Annotated in this window: 22 protein-coding genes; 10 read left to right on the forward strand and 12 right to left on the reverse strand. The window is 38.5% G+C overall.

The window, feature by feature from the left end:
- Positions 1–9 precede the first annotated feature (9 nt).
- The 5 genes from EHQ58_RS03010 to EHQ58_RS03030 form a co-directional block, all read right to left on the reverse strand.
- Positions 10–1,290, reverse strand: coding sequence for a citrate/2-methylcitrate synthase (locus tag EHQ58_RS03010; RefSeq protein WP_135621865.1), 1,281 nt, complete (start codon positions 1,288–1,290; stop codon positions 10–12).
- A gap of 57 nt (positions 1,291–1,347) precedes the next feature.
- Positions 1,348–1,698 carry an STAS domain-containing protein gene (locus EHQ58_RS03015; protein ID WP_167883516.1) on the reverse strand — a complete coding sequence of 117 codons (351 nt, stop codon included), beginning with the start codon at positions 1,696–1,698 and terminating at the stop codon, positions 1,348–1,350.
- Between the two features lie 42 nt (positions 1,699–1,740).
- Positions 1,741–1,962, reverse strand: a complete 222-nt coding sequence (locus tag EHQ58_RS03020) for a hypothetical protein (protein WP_135621866.1) — start codon at positions 1,960–1,962, stop codon at positions 1,741–1,743.
- A gap of 54 nt (positions 1,963–2,016) precedes the next feature.
- Positions 2,017–2,418, reverse strand: a complete 402-nt coding sequence (locus EHQ58_RS03025) for a c-type cytochrome (RefSeq protein WP_425460467.1) — start codon at positions 2,416–2,418, stop codon at positions 2,017–2,019.
- A gap of 62 nt (positions 2,419–2,480) precedes the next feature.
- Positions 2,481–3,395, reverse strand: coding sequence for a TIGR01777 family oxidoreductase (locus EHQ58_RS03030; RefSeq protein ID WP_135621867.1), 915 nt, complete (start codon positions 3,393–3,395; stop codon positions 2,481–2,483).
- Positions 3,396–3,468: 73 nt separating this feature from the next.
- Here EHQ58_RS03030 and EHQ58_RS03035 point away from each other — a divergent pair, with 73 nt between their 5' ends.
- From EHQ58_RS03035 to EHQ58_RS03065, 7 genes are read left to right on the forward strand one after another with little or no spacing between them, the layout of a single operon-like run.
- Positions 3,469–4,053, forward strand: coding sequence for a hypothetical protein (locus EHQ58_RS03035; protein WP_167883517.1), 585 nt, complete (start codon positions 3,469–3,471; stop codon positions 4,051–4,053).
- 3 nt (positions 4,054–4,056) lie between these two features.
- Positions 4,057–5,640 carry a MoxR family ATPase gene (locus EHQ58_RS03040; RefSeq protein ID WP_135621869.1) on the forward strand — a complete coding sequence of 528 codons (1,584 nt, stop codon included), beginning with the start codon at positions 4,057–4,059 and terminating at the stop codon, positions 5,638–5,640.
- Positions 5,637–6,584 carry a hypothetical protein gene (locus EHQ58_RS03045; protein WP_135621870.1) on the forward strand — a complete coding sequence of 316 codons (948 nt, stop codon included), beginning with the start codon at positions 5,637–5,639 and terminating at the stop codon, positions 6,582–6,584. Before EHQ58_RS03040 ends, EHQ58_RS03045 begins: the two co-directional genes overlap by 4 nt.
- Entirely contained in the window at positions 6,581–8,263 is a 1,683-nt protein-coding gene (locus tag EHQ58_RS03050) for a vWA domain-containing protein (RefSeq protein ID WP_135621871.1), read from the forward strand. Before EHQ58_RS03045 ends, EHQ58_RS03050 begins: the two co-directional genes overlap by 4 nt.
- Complete coding sequence (locus EHQ58_RS03055) at positions 8,226–8,786, forward strand: hypothetical protein (RefSeq protein WP_135621872.1); 561 nt, start codon at positions 8,226–8,228, stop codon at positions 8,784–8,786. Before EHQ58_RS03050 ends, EHQ58_RS03055 begins: the two co-directional genes overlap by 38 nt.
- A 38-nt stretch (positions 8,787–8,824) precedes the next feature.
- Positions 8,825–10,165: a phenylacetate--CoA ligase family protein gene (locus EHQ58_RS03060; protein ID WP_135621873.1), complete on the forward strand. Its 1,341-nt coding sequence runs from the start codon at positions 8,825–8,827 to the stop codon at positions 10,163–10,165.
- A complete protein-coding gene (locus tag EHQ58_RS03065; protein WP_135621874.1) occupies positions 10,162–11,193 on the forward strand; it encodes an AAA family ATPase in 1,032 nt (343 codons plus the stop codon). Before EHQ58_RS03060 ends, EHQ58_RS03065 begins: the two co-directional genes overlap by 4 nt.
- Here the strand turns inward: EHQ58_RS03065 and EHQ58_RS03070 are convergent.
- The 3 genes from EHQ58_RS03070 to lmtA are packed head-to-tail and all read right to left on the reverse strand — an operon-like array spanning position 11,141 to position 13,060.
- Positions 11,141–12,010, reverse strand: coding sequence for a phytanoyl-CoA dioxygenase family protein (locus tag EHQ58_RS03070; RefSeq protein WP_135621875.1), 870 nt, complete (start codon positions 12,008–12,010; stop codon positions 11,141–11,143). The two genes, EHQ58_RS03065 and EHQ58_RS03070, sit on opposite strands and share 53 nt — an antisense overlap.
- Positions 12,011–12,021: 11 nt before the next feature.
- Positions 12,022–12,279, reverse strand: a complete 258-nt coding sequence (locus tag EHQ58_RS03075; RefSeq protein ID WP_135621876.1) for a hypothetical protein — start codon at positions 12,277–12,279, stop codon at positions 12,022–12,024.
- A 19-nt stretch (positions 12,280–12,298) separates the two neighbouring features.
- Positions 12,299–13,060, reverse strand: coding sequence for a lipid A Kdo2 1-phosphate O-methyltransferase (gene lmtA / locus EHQ58_RS03080; protein WP_135621877.1), 762 nt, complete (start codon positions 13,058–13,060; stop codon positions 12,299–12,301).
- On the opposite strand from lmtA, the gene EHQ58_RS03085 reads away from it, so the two are divergent.
- From EHQ58_RS03085 to EHQ58_RS03095, 3 genes are read left to right on the forward strand one after another with little or no spacing between them, the layout of a single operon-like run.
- Complete coding sequence (locus EHQ58_RS03085) at positions 13,054–14,364, forward strand: lysophospholipid acyltransferase family protein (RefSeq protein WP_246047080.1); 1,311 nt, start codon at positions 13,054–13,056, stop codon at positions 14,362–14,364. The two genes, lmtA and EHQ58_RS03085, sit on opposite strands and share 7 nt — an antisense overlap.
- The gene (locus EHQ58_RS03090; RefSeq protein ID WP_135621878.1) at positions 14,364–15,011 is read left to right on the forward strand and encodes a hypothetical protein; all 648 of its coding nucleotides are present in this window, start codon (positions 14,364–14,366) and stop codon (positions 15,009–15,011) included. The genes EHQ58_RS03085 and EHQ58_RS03090 overlap by 1 nt, the downstream gene beginning before the upstream one ends.
- 34 nt (positions 15,012–15,045) lie before the next feature.
- Positions 15,046–15,687, forward strand: a complete 642-nt coding sequence (locus EHQ58_RS03095; protein WP_135621879.1) for a rubrerythrin — start codon at positions 15,046–15,048, stop codon at positions 15,685–15,687.
- On the opposite strand, the gene EHQ58_RS03100 is transcribed toward EHQ58_RS03095, so the two are convergent.
- From EHQ58_RS03100 to EHQ58_RS03115, 4 genes are read right to left on the reverse strand one after another with little or no spacing between them, the layout of a single operon-like run.
- Entirely contained in the window at positions 15,659–16,627 is a 969-nt protein-coding gene (locus tag EHQ58_RS03100; RefSeq protein WP_135621880.1) for a hypothetical protein, read from the reverse strand. The two genes, EHQ58_RS03095 and EHQ58_RS03100, sit on opposite strands and share 29 nt — an antisense overlap.
- Positions 16,624–18,222, reverse strand: a complete 1,599-nt coding sequence (locus EHQ58_RS03105; RefSeq protein WP_135621882.1) for a GldG family protein — start codon at positions 18,220–18,222, stop codon at positions 16,624–16,626. The genes EHQ58_RS03100 and EHQ58_RS03105 overlap by 4 nt, the downstream gene beginning before the upstream one ends.
- Positions 18,219–18,953: an ABC transporter permease gene (locus EHQ58_RS03110; RefSeq protein ID WP_135621884.1), complete on the reverse strand. Its 735-nt coding sequence runs from the start codon at positions 18,951–18,953 to the stop codon at positions 18,219–18,221. The genes EHQ58_RS03105 and EHQ58_RS03110 overlap by 4 nt, the downstream gene beginning before the upstream one ends.
- Entirely contained in the window at positions 18,953–19,861 is a 909-nt protein-coding gene (locus tag EHQ58_RS03115; RefSeq protein ID WP_135621886.1) for an ABC transporter ATP-binding protein, read from the reverse strand. The genes EHQ58_RS03110 and EHQ58_RS03115 overlap by 1 nt, the downstream gene beginning before the upstream one ends.
- Positions 19,862–19,983: the final 122 nt, after the last annotated feature.

The raw sequence follows: 19,983 nt of genomic DNA on the forward strand, positions 1-19,983 counted from the left end.
TTTAGGAGATTACAAACGGCTCTGTAGAGGGACGTACTTACGTTGGTTTTCACCAACATAAACTTGTTTAGGTCTTACTTTGCTAAAATCTCCTTTTTTTCGTTGCTCCTTCCAATGGGCAAGCCAACCAGGTAGACGGCCTATTACTTGTAAAACTGAGAACATTGTTTTTGGTATCCCTAGAGTATGAAACGCAAGCCCTGAATAGTATTCTAAGTTTGGATAGAGTAAATGATCAATAAAATATTGATCATTCCAAACCAATTCATCAATTTTCAGTGCCGTTTCTTCGATGGCATCTAATTTACGATTTCGATAAAAATCATGAATGATCCCTCGCGCGACTTTCGCACGCGGACTTACCACATCGTATGCTTTTTGCCCAAATCCATTTGAATGGAGCTTAACTTCCCCAGACTTAAATCTTTCAAAATAAACTTTAACATCTGTTTTCGATTTAATGATATCTTCCATTAGCTCAATAGCTGCCATAGGTCTTCCGCCTTCACGAGCTCCCCATTGGGCCATCATTCCAGCTGATATACAGGCAAATAAATTTGCTTTTGTAGAACCTACAACTTGAACAGCGGTGTTGGAAACATTTTGCTCGTGGTCAGCGTGCAAAATCCAAAATTGATTTAGGAGTTTATCAAATTCCTCTGGTACTTCATATTGTTTTGCAGGCACAGAGTGCATCATATGAAGAAAATTTGTGCAATATGGATTTTTATCTTGAGGATAGATAAAAGGGTGTCCCACCGAATGCTTGTAAGTAAATGCCGAAATCGTCCGAATCTTTGCCAGAAGCCTAGCAATGAGATCGACACCCATGTCCAGTTTCTCTTCATAATCTTGCTGATAATAGCTAGAGAGTGAAGTGACCATAACCGATAGTACGGCCAAGGGATTCGCAACTCCTGGGAATCCATCAAATAGATTTAACATATCTTCATGAATCATGGAATGTTTTGAGAGACGACTAGAAAAGTCACCTAACTCTTTTTTGTTGGGTAGGTCGCCATAAATTAATAAATAAGAGGTCTCAACAAAAGTGGATTGGTGGGCAAGTTCGCTAACGTCATACCCGCGGTAGGTGAGTTCCCCTTTTTCTGGATCTCTTCTCGAAACCTTTGATAGCCCGAGTGCTGTGTTGAAAAGACCAGGATCAATTGTCACAAGTCCTGTTTTTCGATAAAAATCCGTGAGATCAATTCCCTCTTTACCATCAGTTCCGACGATAATAGGAAATTCGTATGTCTTACCCTTGATGTGGACTTCCACTTGGTTCATTCAGAAAACCTCTCTACCTCCTATACTTAGGATTGTAAGTTAGGAATCTAGAAGAATTTAACCTTGGGAAATGGCTGTGTCTAAAGAATCGTGAATCAAGACGAAGTCGGTCAGGCCTACGATATCCATTACCTTTCGGAAATGTGTATTTAAACCTGCAAATTCGATTTTCCCTTGGGATTCCGAAGATTTTGTGATGAGACTGATGAGAGTCGCTATGCCTGCAGAATTGATGTAGGAAGTATCAGTAAAATTTAAAATGACGCGGATTTTTTTATCATTCGGGATGGAATCATAAGACTGGACAATTTCGTCCTCAGCCTCGGAGGTAATCTCACCTGAAATATGAATGACAGGCAAAGACCCACCTTTTTCAAATCCAAGTCGAATTTTAAATTCCTCGATCATATGATTCAAGGGAACTGACCAAGGGAGCGTGGTCAATCAAAATTAACGAAGGCTTTTGCGTTCTTCCTTAGAAAGTCTTCCAAAAGGTTGTTTGCATATCTTACATACATAATAAATGTCAATGGGGCTTGCTGAAATTCCGACAAGACCCATGGCAATCATGCCCCAGGTAGAATATTTTACTACTTTTCTAGCATTTTCAGATGTAGGTAAGGTGCCACAGTCACAAGTTTTGCGATCAGATTTTTGAGGTTGGGAAGTCATGAGGTCAGTGTCCGATCCTACTCGAAAAAAACGAGTAAGATCGGCAGAGTAAAATTAATTTTTACCGAGATATTCTACGTACTTCGCAACGGTGGCAATGTTGTCATTTCCTAGGTGTTTGTAAGCTACCATAGGTGAACCCTTAATCCCTTCGTTCAATGTCTTTGTGATCGCAGCAACCGTATTTCCGTTTTTCCACTCAGAAACGGGAGCTTTGAAATTTCTTGGTTTCGGGTTGAGTGCAGCAGCAGCTGCTCCATCACCAGCGCCTTTTTCGCCGTGGCAAGAAGCGCAGTTTTGTAAAAAGATTTCTTCCCCTTTTGCGATTTCAGGGTCAACTGCAGCAGGCGCAACTGTCTCGGTTGCAGCAGTTTCTTTTGGTTTGTCACCACATGCAATCATCGTTAATGCAAAAGTAGCAACAGAAGCCATCAGTAAGAATTTATTCATTTTCATAGTTCTCTCCAAGAGTTGGTACCTCCAGTAAATTGTCACAGAAGTGTTTTGGCGAGTAGAATTCAGTTTTTGTTTAAAAGATTTCTCAGAGCATCCCCCAGATTTTGAAATTGAAACTCATATCCTTCTTCGATAAGTCGTTTCGGCATTACAAATTGGCCCTCGGTAATTACTTGGGCGCCCTCTCCATATAGTGCCTGTATGGCGAGAGATGGGATTTTAAAAAGACATGGCCTGAAAAGAGCTTTCGCAAGTTCTTTTGAAAACTCTTCATTGCTACAAGGATTGGGAGAAACTATGTTATATGGACCGTCAGAAGATTTTTTATTTAGAAGATAAAAAGTTGAAGAAACAAAATCCCAGATATGGATCCAACTCATCCCTTGCTCTCCACTCGAAATCGGTCCTCCTACGCCAAATTGAAAAGGTGGGATCATTTTTTCTAATGCCCCACCTTTCGGAGAAAGGACGATCCCCGTTCTTAAAATGATGGTGCGAATCCCTTTCTCAATAAGAGACAAGGTTTCCCTCTCCCAATCCACGCAAATCGTTGATAAGAAATCATCTCCTGGTAGATGAGCCTCGTCAAAGGCAGGGTGTTTTGAAGCAGACATGCCGTAGTAACCAATGGCAGAACCTTGGAGGAATACTTTTGGTGGATGTTTACAATCACGAATTCTCGCGACGAGTCCTCGGGTAAAATCAACTCGTGAGGTCCGAATCAAATTTTTCCGCTCCGCTGTCCAGCGAACGCCCGCTATTGGCTCTCCAACAAGATTGATGATCGCATCGAGACCATCTAACTGAGCGGAACTAGGTATAGTGGTCGTTACAAGTTCGAGCCCGCTTAAAGAAGCCAGGTCTGCAGGTAATTCCGTGCGCCTAGTAAAAATACGAAAATGATGTCCCAGCTTGTTACCATAAGGTATCAATTCACTTCCGATGAGTCCCGTGCCGCCAAGGATACCAATTTTCATACATGCCTAGTTTCCCATGGCTCGGAAAAAAGAAGTAGAACTTTTTGCAAGGATTGAAATAAATTTAGAATTCATGAACGCAAGAATTCTAATTCCCGTATGCATTTGGGCCATACTTATCGCGGTTGGTAACTATCAGATCATCTCCTCTACGAATAAAAAAATAGAGCAGTATCATAACGCACCTCCCTTTCGCATTGATTCTGTTCATCACGCAAAAAATCTAAATCACCTTGTTGATTCGCGACCAGAAACGGAATGGGAAAGAGCAGTCTTTCGAAAGGGAGAACCGGACTTTACGATCGAAATGAAACTGACGCATTTTTATGACGGGGTATCCTTTGTTCCCTTCCGGATCAAAGGTATAGAATGGAGGGCCTGCCAGGGAAAAACGCTACCTCCCTTTACGGCGAAACTGTTTTTAAGAGAAAGTATCAACGTTGATAAGGAATTACGACTCCCTATCGACAAATTGGAAGACTCCTTTTCTTTTGATGGAGCAGGTAAAAAAATTCATTCTCAAGCAATTAATATAAAAACTAAATTCATAAGCCAGACTGATTATCCAACCGGCATCTATATTTACACTCTAGAAGTTACTTTGCCAAACCCTTTATCACCAAACGACTGCTTTGCTGAAATAAAATTAACGGAATAATTTATGAATCAAATATTTTCAGCTAAAAAAGTATCTCAGTCACCAACTTTACCAATCAAGAAAGAAGGGAAGAAGAAGTTTGATATCGAAAGTTTGGTGGAAGAAGGTCCACTCCCAGTTCACGTTTCCGAGGCAAGTGAACTGGGGCTAGATGAAAAACTAAGGAAAGCATATTTCTGGCTTACAAATTATGCGATCATCACACCGTTTTATGATATTGAATATAATAAGAAACCGCCCGCGCAATTCATAATTGGAGACCTCAAATCCAAACTCGTTTTACCATCTAACCAAAGCTATTCAAGTTTTATACTCCTGCCATTACTCACTCTCGTTGTCAGAGGCAAATGTTTATTCGTTGGCGGTCCCGGTCGAGGGAAAACGGCATCGGCAATTCTTATGGGGGTTCTTGCCGGATACACACTCGCCGAAATCAAAAGAGCGATCCAGCACGGACAACCTCAAATGACCATCACAGATCTATTGGGGAATCCTTTGCCATCGGATTTGATGAATGCAAAATCCATGGATGAAATTAAAATTTCATGGCGTAAGTGGCTAGGTATGAGAGTAAAAATCATTGATGAATACAATCGTATCCCTACTCGCACCCAATCCGCACTTTTAACCATCCTTGGTGATAATTATGCAGAGTTATACGATCAGGTTTTCGAATGTCCCGACGCTGCTTGGTACCTAACGGCTAATGATGATGCGGGCGGCGGGACATACCAAGTCATCGAGGCATTGAAGGATAGAATTGATATCGTTGTTAAGGCATTGCACTTCAATACTAGGTTCATTAAAGATTTAATCCAAAGGGTGGAAGAAAATTTCAAACCAGAGGCCATGGTACCGAAAGAAATTATTTTTACTGAGGCAGAAATTGCTAAAATGAATGAGGACATTCGTTCCGTTACGTTCTCTGAGCCAATCAGACGAAGAATGGAATTTTTTGCTTCACAGTTTGAATTTTTTGAGTCGGGTGGAGAACAGATCGAATATAAAACAAAGGATACAGTCAAATTATCTGCCGTCGACCTGTCTGTATTTGCAACATCGGAACAAGGCAAAGACAAGAAAAAGGATCTCGGGTCACAAACAAAAAATGGACTTTCCGTAAGGGCCATCTTTACCTGCATCAATTATGCAAAAGCACTCAGCTATTTCAGAGGCCTTGATTCGGTCACACTCGAAGACCTTTCTCAAATTTTGCCTTTTGTTCTCCATGACAAATTGGTTCAAAATTCGGACTCTCCATTTTTTGAAGATGCAGGCAATGCCGTCTACCGCAGTGACAGAGTCAGTTGGATTCGAAAACTTTTTGAGTTCTCCTGTGCAGAATACGATCGGCTCGGTCTGGATAAAAATGATAGCATCGCAAAACTGAGTCACCTATTCGAAGAAGGCCTTGAGGGACTTACTCTTGCTCAAACAAAAGAAAGAATCGTCTCCGTCGAACGAGAAATAGAAACAATCAGCAAACAAAGAAAAATATATGGTCATGTCTTTGATGATCTTTTGAAATTGAAATACCTACACCAGCGTTATTCAAATTATGAACGCTGGTTAGAGGAAAATGGATGATTTCTGAATCCTGGAAGATGCTTCTTCTCAAAAATAAATCAATTTTTAATCAATTGGTATTTATGCAGAAGCAAACCCATTCTAATTTCAATGAAGGGTTGATCGCATCATTCTTCCAAGCCTATTATGGCGCACTTGCTTCTAGCATTCCCCAACCATCTCTTGAAATTGCGATCACATCTTTTGAGATCTTGTTAACCTTTTTGCAAAAAGGTTATTTCAGAGTCATTGAAGGAAATAGAGAAAAAAGTTTACTAAATCTCATTTCAAAACTGAAATCACCTATAAACGAAAATTTATCCCTCACCATACCTTACATCATCAATACCGTTTCGAAATCCAAAGAATCAGTCGAAGATATTTTATTGCATCGTTTGGAACAGGTGTCTAGCTTCATAACATCCATATATGATCTAAAAATCACTTTGGTCGTACTATCTTGGTTATGTGGAAACGCCGAATATAGAAACGAGGCGCTTGAAAATTTCAATAAATTGCCTGTTGAGATTCAGAAAATCATTTGCAATGACTTAAAAATCGAATTAGGTCAAATGAAAAATTATTTTGAGAAAACTCCTTTTGGAAATTTTAAGATAGATCGTACAAACGAAATTCGTTATAAAATCATCTCTGGTTACCCACTACTTGACGGAAATTTTTTTACGCTTCCTGTTTTAAAAATGGGTTCAAAGAATCTCCTAGTATCCGCCGACGAAAAGTATCATGAGCTCCACTTTGATTTGTTTGGAGAATCCCTTTTCCACGGCATTGATGCCGCCTCTGATTTACCTAAACAAACCATGAGTCCCTTTTGGAAAACGATTATAACAAAATTTTTTGCTGATTCTTCGATTACTTCTTATTTTCAAACTGATCATTATTGTGCGCTCACATCAAATCAATCCTATTCGGTTTTTATTTTCTACCTAGTACCCAAAGTATGAATTTTGTAGAAGGATGGAAATCTCAATGGAACGATGCTCTTAGCTTATGGAGTGATTATGTGAAACTTTCACAGCCTAAATTTGTGAACGATAAAGACAGTGGAAGTTTTGCTTCCATTCGCCTAACAGATCACCAGGTAATCTTATCTATACCAGAGATTCAAAAATACAAACTAGAAGATTATGGTTTGGAAATTATGGGACATGAGATTGGCCATCATGTTTATTGCCCAGGCGATCTAACAGACCAAGGAAGGTTGGTCTACATCATTCAAACAGCTATGCCAAGATACGAGCATTTAGCTTCTATGATTGTCAATATCTATGAAGATTTGTTCATCAATGACAGACTGAAGCGCCAACATAACCTAAGAATGGAAGAAGTGTACCAAAAGATAGGAGGCCAGGAGGAGAAATTTTGGAACTTCTACATGAGAACATATGAAATACTCTGGGCCTTGCCGAGTGACACTCTAACAAAAGGAAATATTGAAAATTTTATTCACTCTGACGCCATGCTCGTGAATCGAATTGTCCGAAATTTTTCAAATGATTGGCTGAGAGGGGCCTTTGATTTTGGTACGATTTGTTATCCTTACTTTATTAACAACGCCAATGAATCTTATCTAAGTAAACTCACAATTTTTCACGATACCAAAGATATAGGCGAAGGAGCTGAGGTTCCGAGTGGCATTACCTATATTGAAATCGAATCTGAATTAGGTGACCTAACGGGTTCAACCAAAGGAAAAAAATCAGAAATAGGACCATCTGGTGAGATAAAACCAAAACCTTCTCTAAGCCCGAGTCAGTACTCAGCCATATGTGAAGCACTAGGGATCAAGGCAAGTTTATCCGAACTTGCCTATAAGTATTACAAAGAAAAGGCATTACCATTTCTTGTCTCATTTCCAAGCCTTATCACTCCGGGTGCACCAGAACCCTTACTGGAAGGGACAGATTTGTGGGATACGGGTTCTCCGATTGAAAATATCAATTGGATCGAATCTTTAATGAAAAGTCCGGTCGTGATACCAGGATATACAACTGTTGAAAGTATCTATGGCGAGATGCTCTCTTACGAAGTGGAATCCAATCCTATCGATTTAGATTTATTTGTCGACTGCTCAGGATCGATGCCGAATCCTCAGACGGAAATTTCTTATCTCACTTTGGCGGGAGCTATCATCGCCTTATCTGCATTAAGAGTCGGTTCAAAGGTGAGAGCCACTTTATGGTCAGGAGAGAATGAATATTTCACGACTGAGCATTTCACGAAAAACGAGAAATCTATCATGGAAATTCTCACTGGTTTTATCGGGGGCGGTACTTGTTTCCCTTTAGTTTTGTTAAAAAGTGAATACGAGAACAGGCCGCCATCAAAACGCAAAACGCATATCTTAATCATTTCCGATGAAGGAATCGATACCATGTACTCGCAATCATTTGAAAAGGATACCAGGGAATTCGTTAAATCTATGTTAAATGCAGCAGGTGGCGGTGGTTCCATGGTATTAAATTTATATTCGGAAAAATTGAATGCAGAAATTCAGCATATGAAAGATTCAGGCTGGTCAATCTATCGTATTTCGAACTGGGAAGAACTTATAGATTTTAGTAAAAATTTTGTGAAAAGGACTTATGAAAGAAATCAGACATTATATAAAAAGACTCAGTGATTTTCCTCGATCTCTCGTACATTTAGAGACTTTGAATCCGGAAGCCCTCTGGAATGATGCTCTCATTTACCAAACGAAAAATATACGAATTCATAAAGAATTTTCCGAAATTCCGTGGACAAAGATCAAATCCGATCCTGATTTGCTTGGGCTCCATTCGGTGTTATGTTATTTTTTTCATGAACCTTCATGGCATGGAGTTCCATTTCAAGTAAAAGATCTAATTCATTTTCTAACTGATCGGTTACCTAAACTTTCTGAATCAGTGAAACCTTACACAGAATGGACGAGTGATGGAGAACGTGCGGAAGAATTGGTAAGAATTTTGATGTTCTATTTAAAATTAACCCCAGAAGGTGAAACAGAAAAGTATTTTAATGATCGCTTAAAATCCATAGATACTCTTGAGCGAATTCAAATTTTAGAAGAATCAAAAAAATCCCAAGAGCGTGCTCAAGAAATTTTAAGAAAAATAAGGCAAGCCGAGGAAGAAGAAGCAGCATCGAAATACAATCGAGAGTGAAATTGGACAGAGCCAGTCATTACAAAAATACTCCTCTAATGAAGAAGGAATGGTATCATTCACTAACAAAAATGATAGAGAGTCAGTATGCTCCTCGTTGGAATACCATCATTGGCGACCGCATTACGGAAGCAGACTATGAAAACGTAAAATCCTTTGAAACAGAATTGTATACAAAACGTGAATTTTTGGATTCAAAGCCAAAAGAGTCGATTCTCGATTACGTAGGTAATTTGAGATTTTATTCAAATTTTTTTTATGAACGCTTAAAAGGCCTCTCAATCAGGCACGACTTTGAGCGCATTCCACGGATGACACGAGATGATTTGCAGAATAAGATGACACAAATTTTACCTCCCACACATCCTCTTGATCGGATCATCGTCAATCCCACATCCGGAACCACGGGGAAGCCCATACTTGCACCAAATCATCCTTTTGCGATAGGGTGTTATGTTCCTATGATCGAATATTCTTTGTTAAAATATAATGTAAAAGTTTCACATGACTTTCAAACGACAGCCGCCATTCAGCTATGCCATCAAAATAAAACCATCGTTTATGCAACCACACATAGTTTAGCTGGTGGGGCAAAATTTGCCAAAATCAATTGGAAGGACCAAGATTGGAGGGAATTAGATCATAAAGAAAAATTCCTCTACGAGCAAGCACCGACTTTTCTATCTGGCGATCCATATGCATTTGAGGAGGCGATGAAGTCTGGTTTAAATTACAAACCCAAGGCATTACATTCTACAGCACTGGAACTTGAAGAATCTTTACGTATTTCCCTAGCTACTCACTTTCAATGTCCCGTGATCAACTTTTATTCCTTAAATGAAACAGGTCCCATCGCATATGCTTGTCCTCTGAATCCGGAATGGCTCCATATCTTGCCACATGACATCTTTGTCGAAACGTTAGATGAATACGAACAACCGAGTTCTTTCGGTGAAATCGTCATTACAGGTGGAAGAAATCCTTTTTTGCCCTTGCTTCGTTATGCGACAGGCGACTTCGGAGAATTGAATTTTTCTCTTTGCACATGTGGAGAAAAAACACCACGACTTAAACTCTTGAAAGGTAGAAAGCCAATCTATTTCACAGACGTTAGCGGCAAAAAAATCAATCCAGTTGATATTTCACGTATCCTTAGGATGGATCCAAATGTTTTACGTCATCAGTTCATTCAAAAGAAAAACGGCACTTATGAAATGAACTTATCTTTCTTAAACTCTCCATCTCAAATTGAGGTTGAGAATTTGGAAACTCAGTTCCAGGAACTGCTAGGTAAAACGGCAGAAGTAAAAATCAAAGATAACTTACCGAATGATCAAAGAAAAATTTCAATTTTTATCAACGAGAATTTAGAGAAATGAAATATAGACATGGACTAGTCCTGGGAAAGTTTTATCCTCCTCACCTGGGTCACCTTCACCTCATTAAGGAAAGTAAAAAAAGATGCGAGCACCTGACGGTTATTATCTCCTCCATCTCAAAAGAGCTTATACCAGGATCTCTTCGCTTTGAATGGCTAAAAAAACTAAACAAGGATGAACAGGTTGAAATCATTTGGATCCAAGATGAAAATCCTCAATATCCTGAGGAACATCCTGATTTTTGGCAAATCTGGAATCGATCTATCCAGCGTGTTTTAAACTCGCCTATTGATGTTGTTTTCACATCTGAGAATTACGGAGAACCACTTGCAGAAACACTAAATACTCAACATGAATGTATTGATTTATTGCGGCACCAATTTCCGATATCGGCAACTCAAATACGAAAGGCCCCACTTGCGTATTGGGACTTCCTACCTGATCTGATTAAACCTTTTTTTCTAAAAAGAATCGTGATCACAGGTCCGGAATCTGTCGGGAAATCAACTCTCGTAAAAAATCTGGCAGACTATTTTCATACCAGCTATGTTTCAGAATTTGCAAGAGAGTATTTAGATAAACAAGGTAGATATGTCATTGCATCGGATATCATCGAAATTGGACGAGGACACTTACTATCAGAAAAGGAAGGATCGATAAGGGCAGATAAGTTTCTCTTTATTGATACAGACCATCTAACAACGAAAATATATTCAGAACATTATTTTAGTTACTGCCCGGAATGGATCAAAACCAGAGCACAAATTTTAAAATATGATCATTCGCTTATGTTAGATATTGATGTCCCTTGGATAGAGGATCCTCAAAGAGATCTTGGGGCATTTCGTGAGGAAATGAAAGAGACCTTTATAAAAGAAATGAATTGGGCAAATCGAAGCTTTACCATGATTTCTGGTAGTTTTGAAGAACGGTTGGACAAAGCCAAAAGAATCATTCAGGAAATCGCGGAGTTACCTATGAATCCTGTCTACTTTTCTCAGGAACAAATCCATCTTCGTAATGTTTAATGAGCGCCTTCGGGACAGGCTCATGGCGGATTAAATCGTACATGTGAATCAAAGTTGATCCCTTTGAGAAGTTATCTAACTTTTTAGGACCGACTCTACTTTCTAAATGTGACCTTAAAACAAAACGTACTTCCAATGTAAAACGAGCCAATCCCGAACGATTTGGTGAAGTTCCATGCAAATGATGGGATGCAAAACAGATCATCTCTCCTGCCCTTGAATGAATATCAACAGTATCTACTTCATCCAAATTATATAAGGGCGCGGGAAAAATTTGTTTTCTATCAGAAAAAACCTTATTTGATTGAAAGCCGCCTAACTCTAACCATTCCTGATAATCAAATAAATCGGAATTATTCGGTATTGCTTTTTTAAAGTAAGGAGGATAAATCGAAAATCCAGCTCCTTTTTCAACATCGTAAATAGGGATCCAAAAGTTCAATTGGCATTGGGGATTGGCATACCAAGGATCCCTATGAATATAACTTACCGATTTAGCCTCCACATTTTCATGAAATTTATCTGGCACGCAGCGAATGCGAATCGCATCTAAAAAGGTCTCATTTAAATCAAAACCTAGTTCCGACCATACGGGGCAAAATGAGTGGAGCAAAGGTTCACTGAAGATGATCTCGTCTCTTAACAATTTCATCCGCGTTAGCAATTGAGGAGAAGACAAGCAGGCAACTACCTGCCTTGGATCTCCTTCTGGGAAATAGGACTGAAGTCGGTTTTGTATCTGAAGAAGAAAGGGATTTAAACTAGCAGGCGAAAGACGATTGAATATCTTTCCTAGAAGGAGTGCGTTTATATCCATCGATCATCAAATTATTTTTTTGATTCAGCGAGATTGATCGCTTCCTGTAACTCGGAGGCGCTGATATAGAGGTTTGCAAAAGTATTCACTTGATTGAGAGCATCTTGCAAACCTGCTTTAAAGAGAAGCCCGCTTTCCATATGTTCACGAAAAATGGTAAGCGGGTTTTCGGATTCCATCTCGTGGATCGTCTTTTCAAAGGAAGCCTTCATTTCCTTCATCTCGGCAATATCTGTAGGTATTTTCCAACCGTTACTCAATCGACTCAAAGGGAAGTCCGTCCGTTTCCTATCGACCTTCTACATCCAATATCTTTGTCGTTTTAACAATGAGACGAGTGGTAATATAAAACATTGCACCAAATCCAAAGAAAACGCTGTGAAATAATTTCCAAATACCAGTAATTTCGCTTACATGAAGGAAGGGTTCTTGGAAATAAACTTGGATCAAATCAAAAAGCGTGAAAACTACGATCATGCCAAAGAGACTTGGATATTCGCGTTTCAGAATATTCTTAAAAGAGAAGGACAAAGTTGGTTTAACATATCCAGAAATCTTAGGAATGAATGCAGGAGTTTTATCAGCCCACGCTAGGTATTCCTTCTCAAATTTTCCTCTGAGGAAATATTCTTCCGCAAAGATAATCCGTTCATAATAAAGATAAAAGAACATGATATAGACGAGAGTAAATGGAACGTCTCGAAGGATGAGCACAGGACCTAAATACATTAAAAAATTTCCGACATACAATGGATGCCTGACGAGTGAATAAATACCCGTCTGATTGACTAAATCAGCTATCTGTTGTTTCGTGTTCCGTCCTGATGTCCTCGCAGGAGCGTAACCAATGGTGAAACATCTTACCGCCAGTCCGAGCAAGCTTACGGAAAATGCAAGTCCTAGCCAGTATAGGTTTTTGGTATAAACCCCGCCAAAAAATGGGACGGATGGAAGGTACGCAAGCGAAAATGCCAGAACTAGTCCAGGGATATAGGACCTCCAGCGGAAAAGGAAATTGCCTTGTTGGTTGAGTTCTTCTATGAATGCCATATGAAATCTTACTTGATTCCTTTCTAGAAACTACTAGCTTTCGTTCTATGTCAATCAAATCCTTCATCCCTGCAAAATTCAATTTGCCTGTCCTTTGGTTTACGGACCTAACCTTACCCCTTTTATTGAAGGCAGTTCACAACATCGATTCCATTGAAGTTTCAAAAGAAGATAAAAAAATCTTATCCTCCCTTCAAAATGAACGTTTGATTTACATCTCCAATCACCCTACCACAAAAGAACCTCCTATCGCTTACAATTCGGCAAACATCATGAATTCTCGGTTTTATTATATGGCCGCGAGGGAGGTTTTTTCCTGGGGGGCAGGTTTTGTCGGAGACTTCATTCAATCCATTGGCGCTTTTTCTGTGTTAGCTGGGGCGCCCGACAGAGAATCCCTTAAGGCTGCTCGAGAGATTTTAGCGAGCAAATCAGGAAAACTCGTACTTTTTCCTGAAGGCGAACCAACGAGCGGTATGAATGATACCTTGCTCCCCTTTCAGCCAGGAGTCTCTCAGCTTGGATTTTGGGGTCTTGAGGATGCTCTAAAGGCAGATCCGAATGCAAAAATCCACCTAGTGCTAACATTTGTTAAGTATCGAATCAATGCTTCCATTGACTGGATGCAGAAGGATATCGATCAAAGTTTAACTCGTATGGAGGAGAGATTAGGCATTTCTAAAACGGGAAAAGACATTGTCCATAGATTTCTATCTGTGGGGAAACGAATGATCGAACGTGAAGAGAGAGAATACGGTTTACATATAGAAGCAGATAAACTTGAAGACTTTGATTATCGTCTCGGAAGGATGAGGCATGCAATATTAGATAATATCGCTGATAAGGCAAAAATTCCAAAATGGGAAAAAGAAGCAAATGCCATAGAAAAATTAAGGAAAATCCTCAGCACACTTGAGTTAGTTGTGATAGGAACACCAGATCCGAAAGGAGAGCTTCCTTCCTTAGAGATGGCAACTTGGGCCAGAAAAGCTGCGATCAAAGCATATGATTTCATTTCGATTCAAACAAATTATATCAAAGAGCTTCCTTCAGCAGAACGATTGTACGAGTTTCTTTCAAGATATGAAAATGAAATTTTTGGCGAAACCAGAAATAGACCACAGAAAGCCTACGTCCGCTTAACACAGCCATTTCTCATTAATGATTATTACGATCGCTACAAGACAGACAAGAAAAAGACTGTTGAGGAATTGACAAATAGACTAAAAGCAGAAATGGAAACGTTAATGAATGAAGAAATACAAAAATCGACGCCATTATTTCCTTCTAATTATATTTTTTGATGCCTTCTCTTAGCAAAACGGAGATTCTCGAGAAAATAAATACGGGAGAGAATTTTAAATTTCGTAGGTTCGGTCCATCACAAGACTTTGATGAAGAATTGATTCTTTTATTAAATTTATTGTCCGAACATTACAAGAGACCTGACTTTGGCTCTGTTTTTTATACAATTGTCAAGGATTTGATCTTGAATGGCTATAAAGCCAACTTCAAAAGAGTTTTTTTCTTAGAAAACAATCTCGATATCAATTCGCCGGGAGACTATGAGTTAGGTGTAAGAATGTATAAAAGTTTTATTTTGGCGGGGAAAAGTAAATCTTATACTGAAATCGCAGAAAGGAAAAATTTTTATGTCGAGATTGAAATCTCATATAATTCAGATGAAATCACTGTAATCGTAGTAAATAACAATCGTTTAACAACAAACGAAATGCAGAAAATTAAAAATTCATTGCTGCACGCTCAAAACTATAACGATATCATGGAATATTATATCGAACGGGGAGACAGTTCAGAAGGAGAGGGCATCGGGATCGCACTTTGTGTTATCTTATTAAAGGGAGAAGGAATCCCCACTCAGAACTTTAAAATATCTAGCAATCAGCTTGAGACTCGTGCCACTGTCAGAATACCGATAAAGAAAAACTAGCCAAACCTTCTAACTTTAAAATTCTGGAAATGGTATGTTGCAAACAGAATCACCAAAACGCATAAATGATGAAAAACTCAATTCCTTTCTTAGATTTGTGATCCGAGATAAGGATCGCCATGCATTATGGCTAAATACACTTTCTTTACTCGAGCATATAGGATCACGAAAGATACTGTTGACTCAGTCAAACGATGATACTTCTGAGATGATCCTCAGGCATGCCACAGAAGAAGCAAGACATGCCCTATTTTTTAAAAAAGCAGCACGTAACATTAAAGCTGATTTTAAATCAGGATATCATACCAATGAACTTTTGAAAGGGAATTCTGCAAAAATCTACTTTGCAAAACTCGATTCCCTTGTTAGATCGAATTTAAAGAAATCTGAATTGGATCCATTTAAATTCACGTATTTAGCATATCTATATACAACAACGGTGATTGAAAAACGGGCGATGATCGTATACGAAAATTATAATCAATTACTTGAATCGCAAAACATAGAGATTAATTTACAAAACTTAATCTTGGAAGAGGAAGGTCACCTGGATGAGATGTCAGCGGAGATTACCAAGCTTGATCCTCATTGGGAAGCTCGGTTAGAAATTTTAATGGAAAAGGAAAATAAAATCTTCGAACGTTTTCTCAATCAGCTGAATTTAATAGTTGCTTGATGTCATAAAAATGCCAGTATTCCCAATTAAATGCTGGCATGGAAATATATTGACCAAATGGGTTAACTTCAATTATTTTTTTACCAGGCGATATACTGCCAATATCATCTACGGAAATTCTTTCCTTATTACCAGATTCATTTATGTATTCCACTGCTAAACTCTGAAGCGGCGAAACACTCAATTTATTTCTAGATTTAAGATCGATTTCGATGGCATCATCCCCGGACCAATTTCGTAATCTGGTTACTAAATCGATTATGTTCTTCTTTTCGACCTCGCCTGGCAAATCGGGAACTGTCTTCCAAATTTCACCATCCTTATAAACGGAATAGGTTTCCACGCCTTTTAGAGTATAAGAAATTTTCACTATTTTAGAAAAGGAAAGTCCAGCAAAGGGACTCCGTGTTTGAAAATGAGTCAGTTTCAAATCTGGTAGTAAAGAAGAAAAGGAATAGGGTAACGTATAAGCAATATGAGAATTTTTCTCTCTCACCAAACATTCAGAAACTACCTGAATACAATTTCCAAATTCGATTTCCATGAGCTTCCCGTCTCCGTTACCAAGAACAATAGATAGACGTCGATCACCCCAAAATTCTGAATCTAATATCGTCCTTTTCTCTTTCTCAAATTTATGGAGATTTTTCAAACCGTTAAAAATTTTATCCAGAGAATCAAAATTTGCAATTTTGAAACCTTCTCCCTCGCGTGAGGAAAGATACCAAATACTCTCCATTCGCTTAAAATTATACTTCATTTTTTCGTTCGGAGTTTCTAATATTAATTGTAGCGACTTGATTTGCTCAATATCATATTCGAGCAGTAATGGAGAATCTTCGTAAGTCTTCGGAAAAAAAGAAAATGGATCATATAAAAAAAAGAGTAAGCAGAGTAAGAAAGCGTTCATTATAAAAAGAATTAAATTAATTTTTTTCATGAATTCCTTCTCGAATAGCGTAGCTGAATCCGCCGAACAGAAAAAATAACTAACAATAAAGGTAAAAAAAGAGTATTGAAAAATGAATAAGCATTTCTCTCGTTGACTGTGAAAGATTTTAAAGGTATGACTGCTAACTTCTTTTCCCTCGAAACAATAAACTCTTTATCATCTAACATAAAATCAACTATATTTAATATAAAGCCTACATTTGCATCACGGAATGTTGATCTAAATTCTGGGAGAGAAAGCACATCGGAAACAAAATAGGAAGTCGATAGAAGAAAAATCTTGGTAGGAAGTTGCGATTGTTTACCGTCTCTCGTTGATCTATAGACTCCTTCCGCAAGAACCCCAACGGGAATTCGATTCCTTTCAATTTCCGAATCTGAAAAATTTTGACCGATGTTCATCGGAAAGACATTCTCCTTCTTCCACACTTGTTTATTTGTAGAAAGAATGATTTCATAGGTAAAATCCGTCTGAATACTTCTATCGATCTTAATCGTCGATATCCAGGGGAGAATCAACAAATTAACATTATTCGTAAGCTCGTGATTTTGGTGCAAATTACCTTCTGATTTAAAAAAGTAATGCCAAAATGGATACTCATGTTTTTGAAAATTGTCGCCTTTGGACAAAGAAACTGGATGCTCAAAATCAAATAATAGATTTGTGCCTACTTCAAAGCCGAAGGATTTTAATTGATCGTTCCAAAAAGCATAACCAGAACTCGGAAATGCAAACTTTTCACCTTCAAAATGAAGGCCTTCTTGGTTTCGTATCGGACTAACACGAAATTGCATAGAATTAACTAAAAAAATGATTCGACCGCCTCTCAGTACATAATCATTTAATCTTTGTTTTGCGTAATCATTCCATTCTGGTGATCCCACGATGAGCAAAACTTTTATTTGATTTGGAACAGCTTCCTCATTCAAAGCTACCTGAATAGGGTTACCGTATTCTTCCAAAAATGCTTGGTGGTAAAAAACTCCCCAAGTATTGATTCCAGATCCATTTCCAGGGAGCGGCGTTCCAAATATTCCGGTATCTGTGGCAATGGCAATCGTCTGATTTTTTTGTTTTTGCTGTATCCGTCGAAGAGACCTGACGAGTTGAGCCTCTGCTTCCTCTACGAAAAAAAAATCGGGGATTACTTCTATCTCAGAATCATACTTTAAAACAATTCCCATAAATGCTTCTTGGAAGGACTTGGAAGTTTCCGAAGCCCTCTGTATCTCGTTAGGGTAAATTCTGGCATCAATGGCTCTTTTGCGAATTTCGGGTGAGACATTCGGCGCATAAAAGATAACGGAAATTAGTTCTTCATTCTGCTTTTCAATTTCTATGAGGAATTCGCGAACCAGCTCTAATCGAACTTGGTATTCTATCGGTAAATCTGAAGAATAGTAAGCCTCGATCAGAATTGGCTTTTTTAAATTTTTTAGACGCTCTATTGTTGGTATGGATAGGGTGAGTCTTTCTGAGCTAGAAATGTCCTTTCGACAGGATAGCTCATGCATTGCCAGATTGGAAAATAAAAAGAAAATAATAATCTGAAAAATAAATATTTTAGTCTGAGAAAATTTCATCTATTCTCTCTTAATTGAAATGAGGCAAGAGTTAGAAACAAAAAGTTAACTGAGATATAAAAATAAATATCCCTGGGGTCTAATATTCCCAGTCGAAAAGATTCAAAGTGGCTTTGTAATGAAAATATACTTAACCATTCATAAATATTTTTACCAAGAAAGTCAGCTAGCTTTTGAATTCCAAAAGAATAAAATATAGAAAGAATAAAAAACCCAAACAGAAAGGTGCCAATTTGTGTATTAAAAAAAAGAGTGAAAAATAAAATAATACTAACAAAGGTTATCCCTACAAAAAAAACCCCGAGATATCCTGAGATCAAAATGCCAATGTCTGGCGCACCAAAAATCATTGTGGTTAGTGGAATGAAAAGGGTACTTAATAATGCCAAAAACACAATCACGCAACAGGCGATATACTTTCCTAAAACAACTTCCCATTCCTTAAATGGCAGGGTAAACAGAACTTCCCAAGTACCTGATTCTTTTTCCTCTGCCCAAATTTTCATTCCGATTGCCGAGACAAATAGCAATAATAAGTAAGGAGTCAGCAAAAAGAAGAATCCTAAATCGGAACTTTTCCTATCCCAAAATGAATTTCCACCGATTCCAAAGAAAAAAAGCAAACTTTCAACAAACATGAATAATAGGATAAATGTATAGCCAAGTGCTGTATTGAATGCCAACATGATCTCTTTCTTGACAACGGCAAAGATTCGATTTGTAGATTCCATCAATTTCCCGTAATTGAATTGAATATCGTTTTTAACGACTCTTCCAACTTTCTCATCTCGCGAATGGTAATTTGATTTTTGCTCAAAAGTAAAAATATATCTTCTGGTTTAGCATCTCCAAGTGAGACCTCGTACTCTGCAAACCCATCTTCCAAATCCTTCAATTTAAAAACATTTGCCCAACCATTATGCCTCATGAAGGATATAAAATCAGATTTACCTTGGTTTAAAACTAAGAACAGTTTGTCCTGTTTCCGTAGGTCTTGCACCGAGCTATTTGCGACCACCCTTCCATTGGATAGTATAATGACATGCTCGCAAATTTCCTCCACTTCGTCTAGACTGTGAGTTGAAATGAGAACTGTACGATCCTTACTTAGATCTCGGATGAGTAGTCGAATCTGGGTCATCTGGTTGGGATCAAGACCGTAACTTGGTTCATCTAAAATTAAATATTTTGGGTCCCCGAGAAGAGTACTCGCGAGAGCCACACGCTGTCTGAATCCTTTCGAAAGAGTTCCGATGACTAGATGCCTAACTTCGCCTAAGTTCAATTCTTCGATCACACGAAAAATGGCACGACTCCGCTGCGTTTTGGGAATGCAGCGTGTTTTGGCAAAAAAATCTAGATTTTCCGATACGGTTAGATCTCGATAGACTGGCCCACTTTCTGGCAGGTAGCCAATCTGTTTTTGGAATTCGGCACGAAATTCGGAGAGGTCCCTTCCCTGGATTTCTACCATCCCTGAAGTTGGCTCTGTAAATCCAGTGAGAAGACGCATCGTTGTTGTCTTCCCCGCGCCATTTGGTCCGAGAAGAGCCGTCAGTCTTCCAGGTCTGAGGGTAAAATTTAGGTTGGATACGGCCAATTTACCCGGAAATTCTTTGGTGAGCTGGACCGCCTGCATGGATTTAGAAACATTTTGAACCTCTTAATTTCCAACAATAAAAAATGGCTTGCGAAAAAACTCATGCGAGCCATTTTTCCTCCATAATTCATGAGACATAATTCCATGATTGGAACATACCC

This window comes from Leptospira ognonensis (assembly GCF_004770745.1).
Taxonomy (GTDB): Bacteria; Spirochaetota; Leptospiria; order Leptospirales; family Leptospiraceae; genus Leptospira_A; species Leptospira_A ognonensis.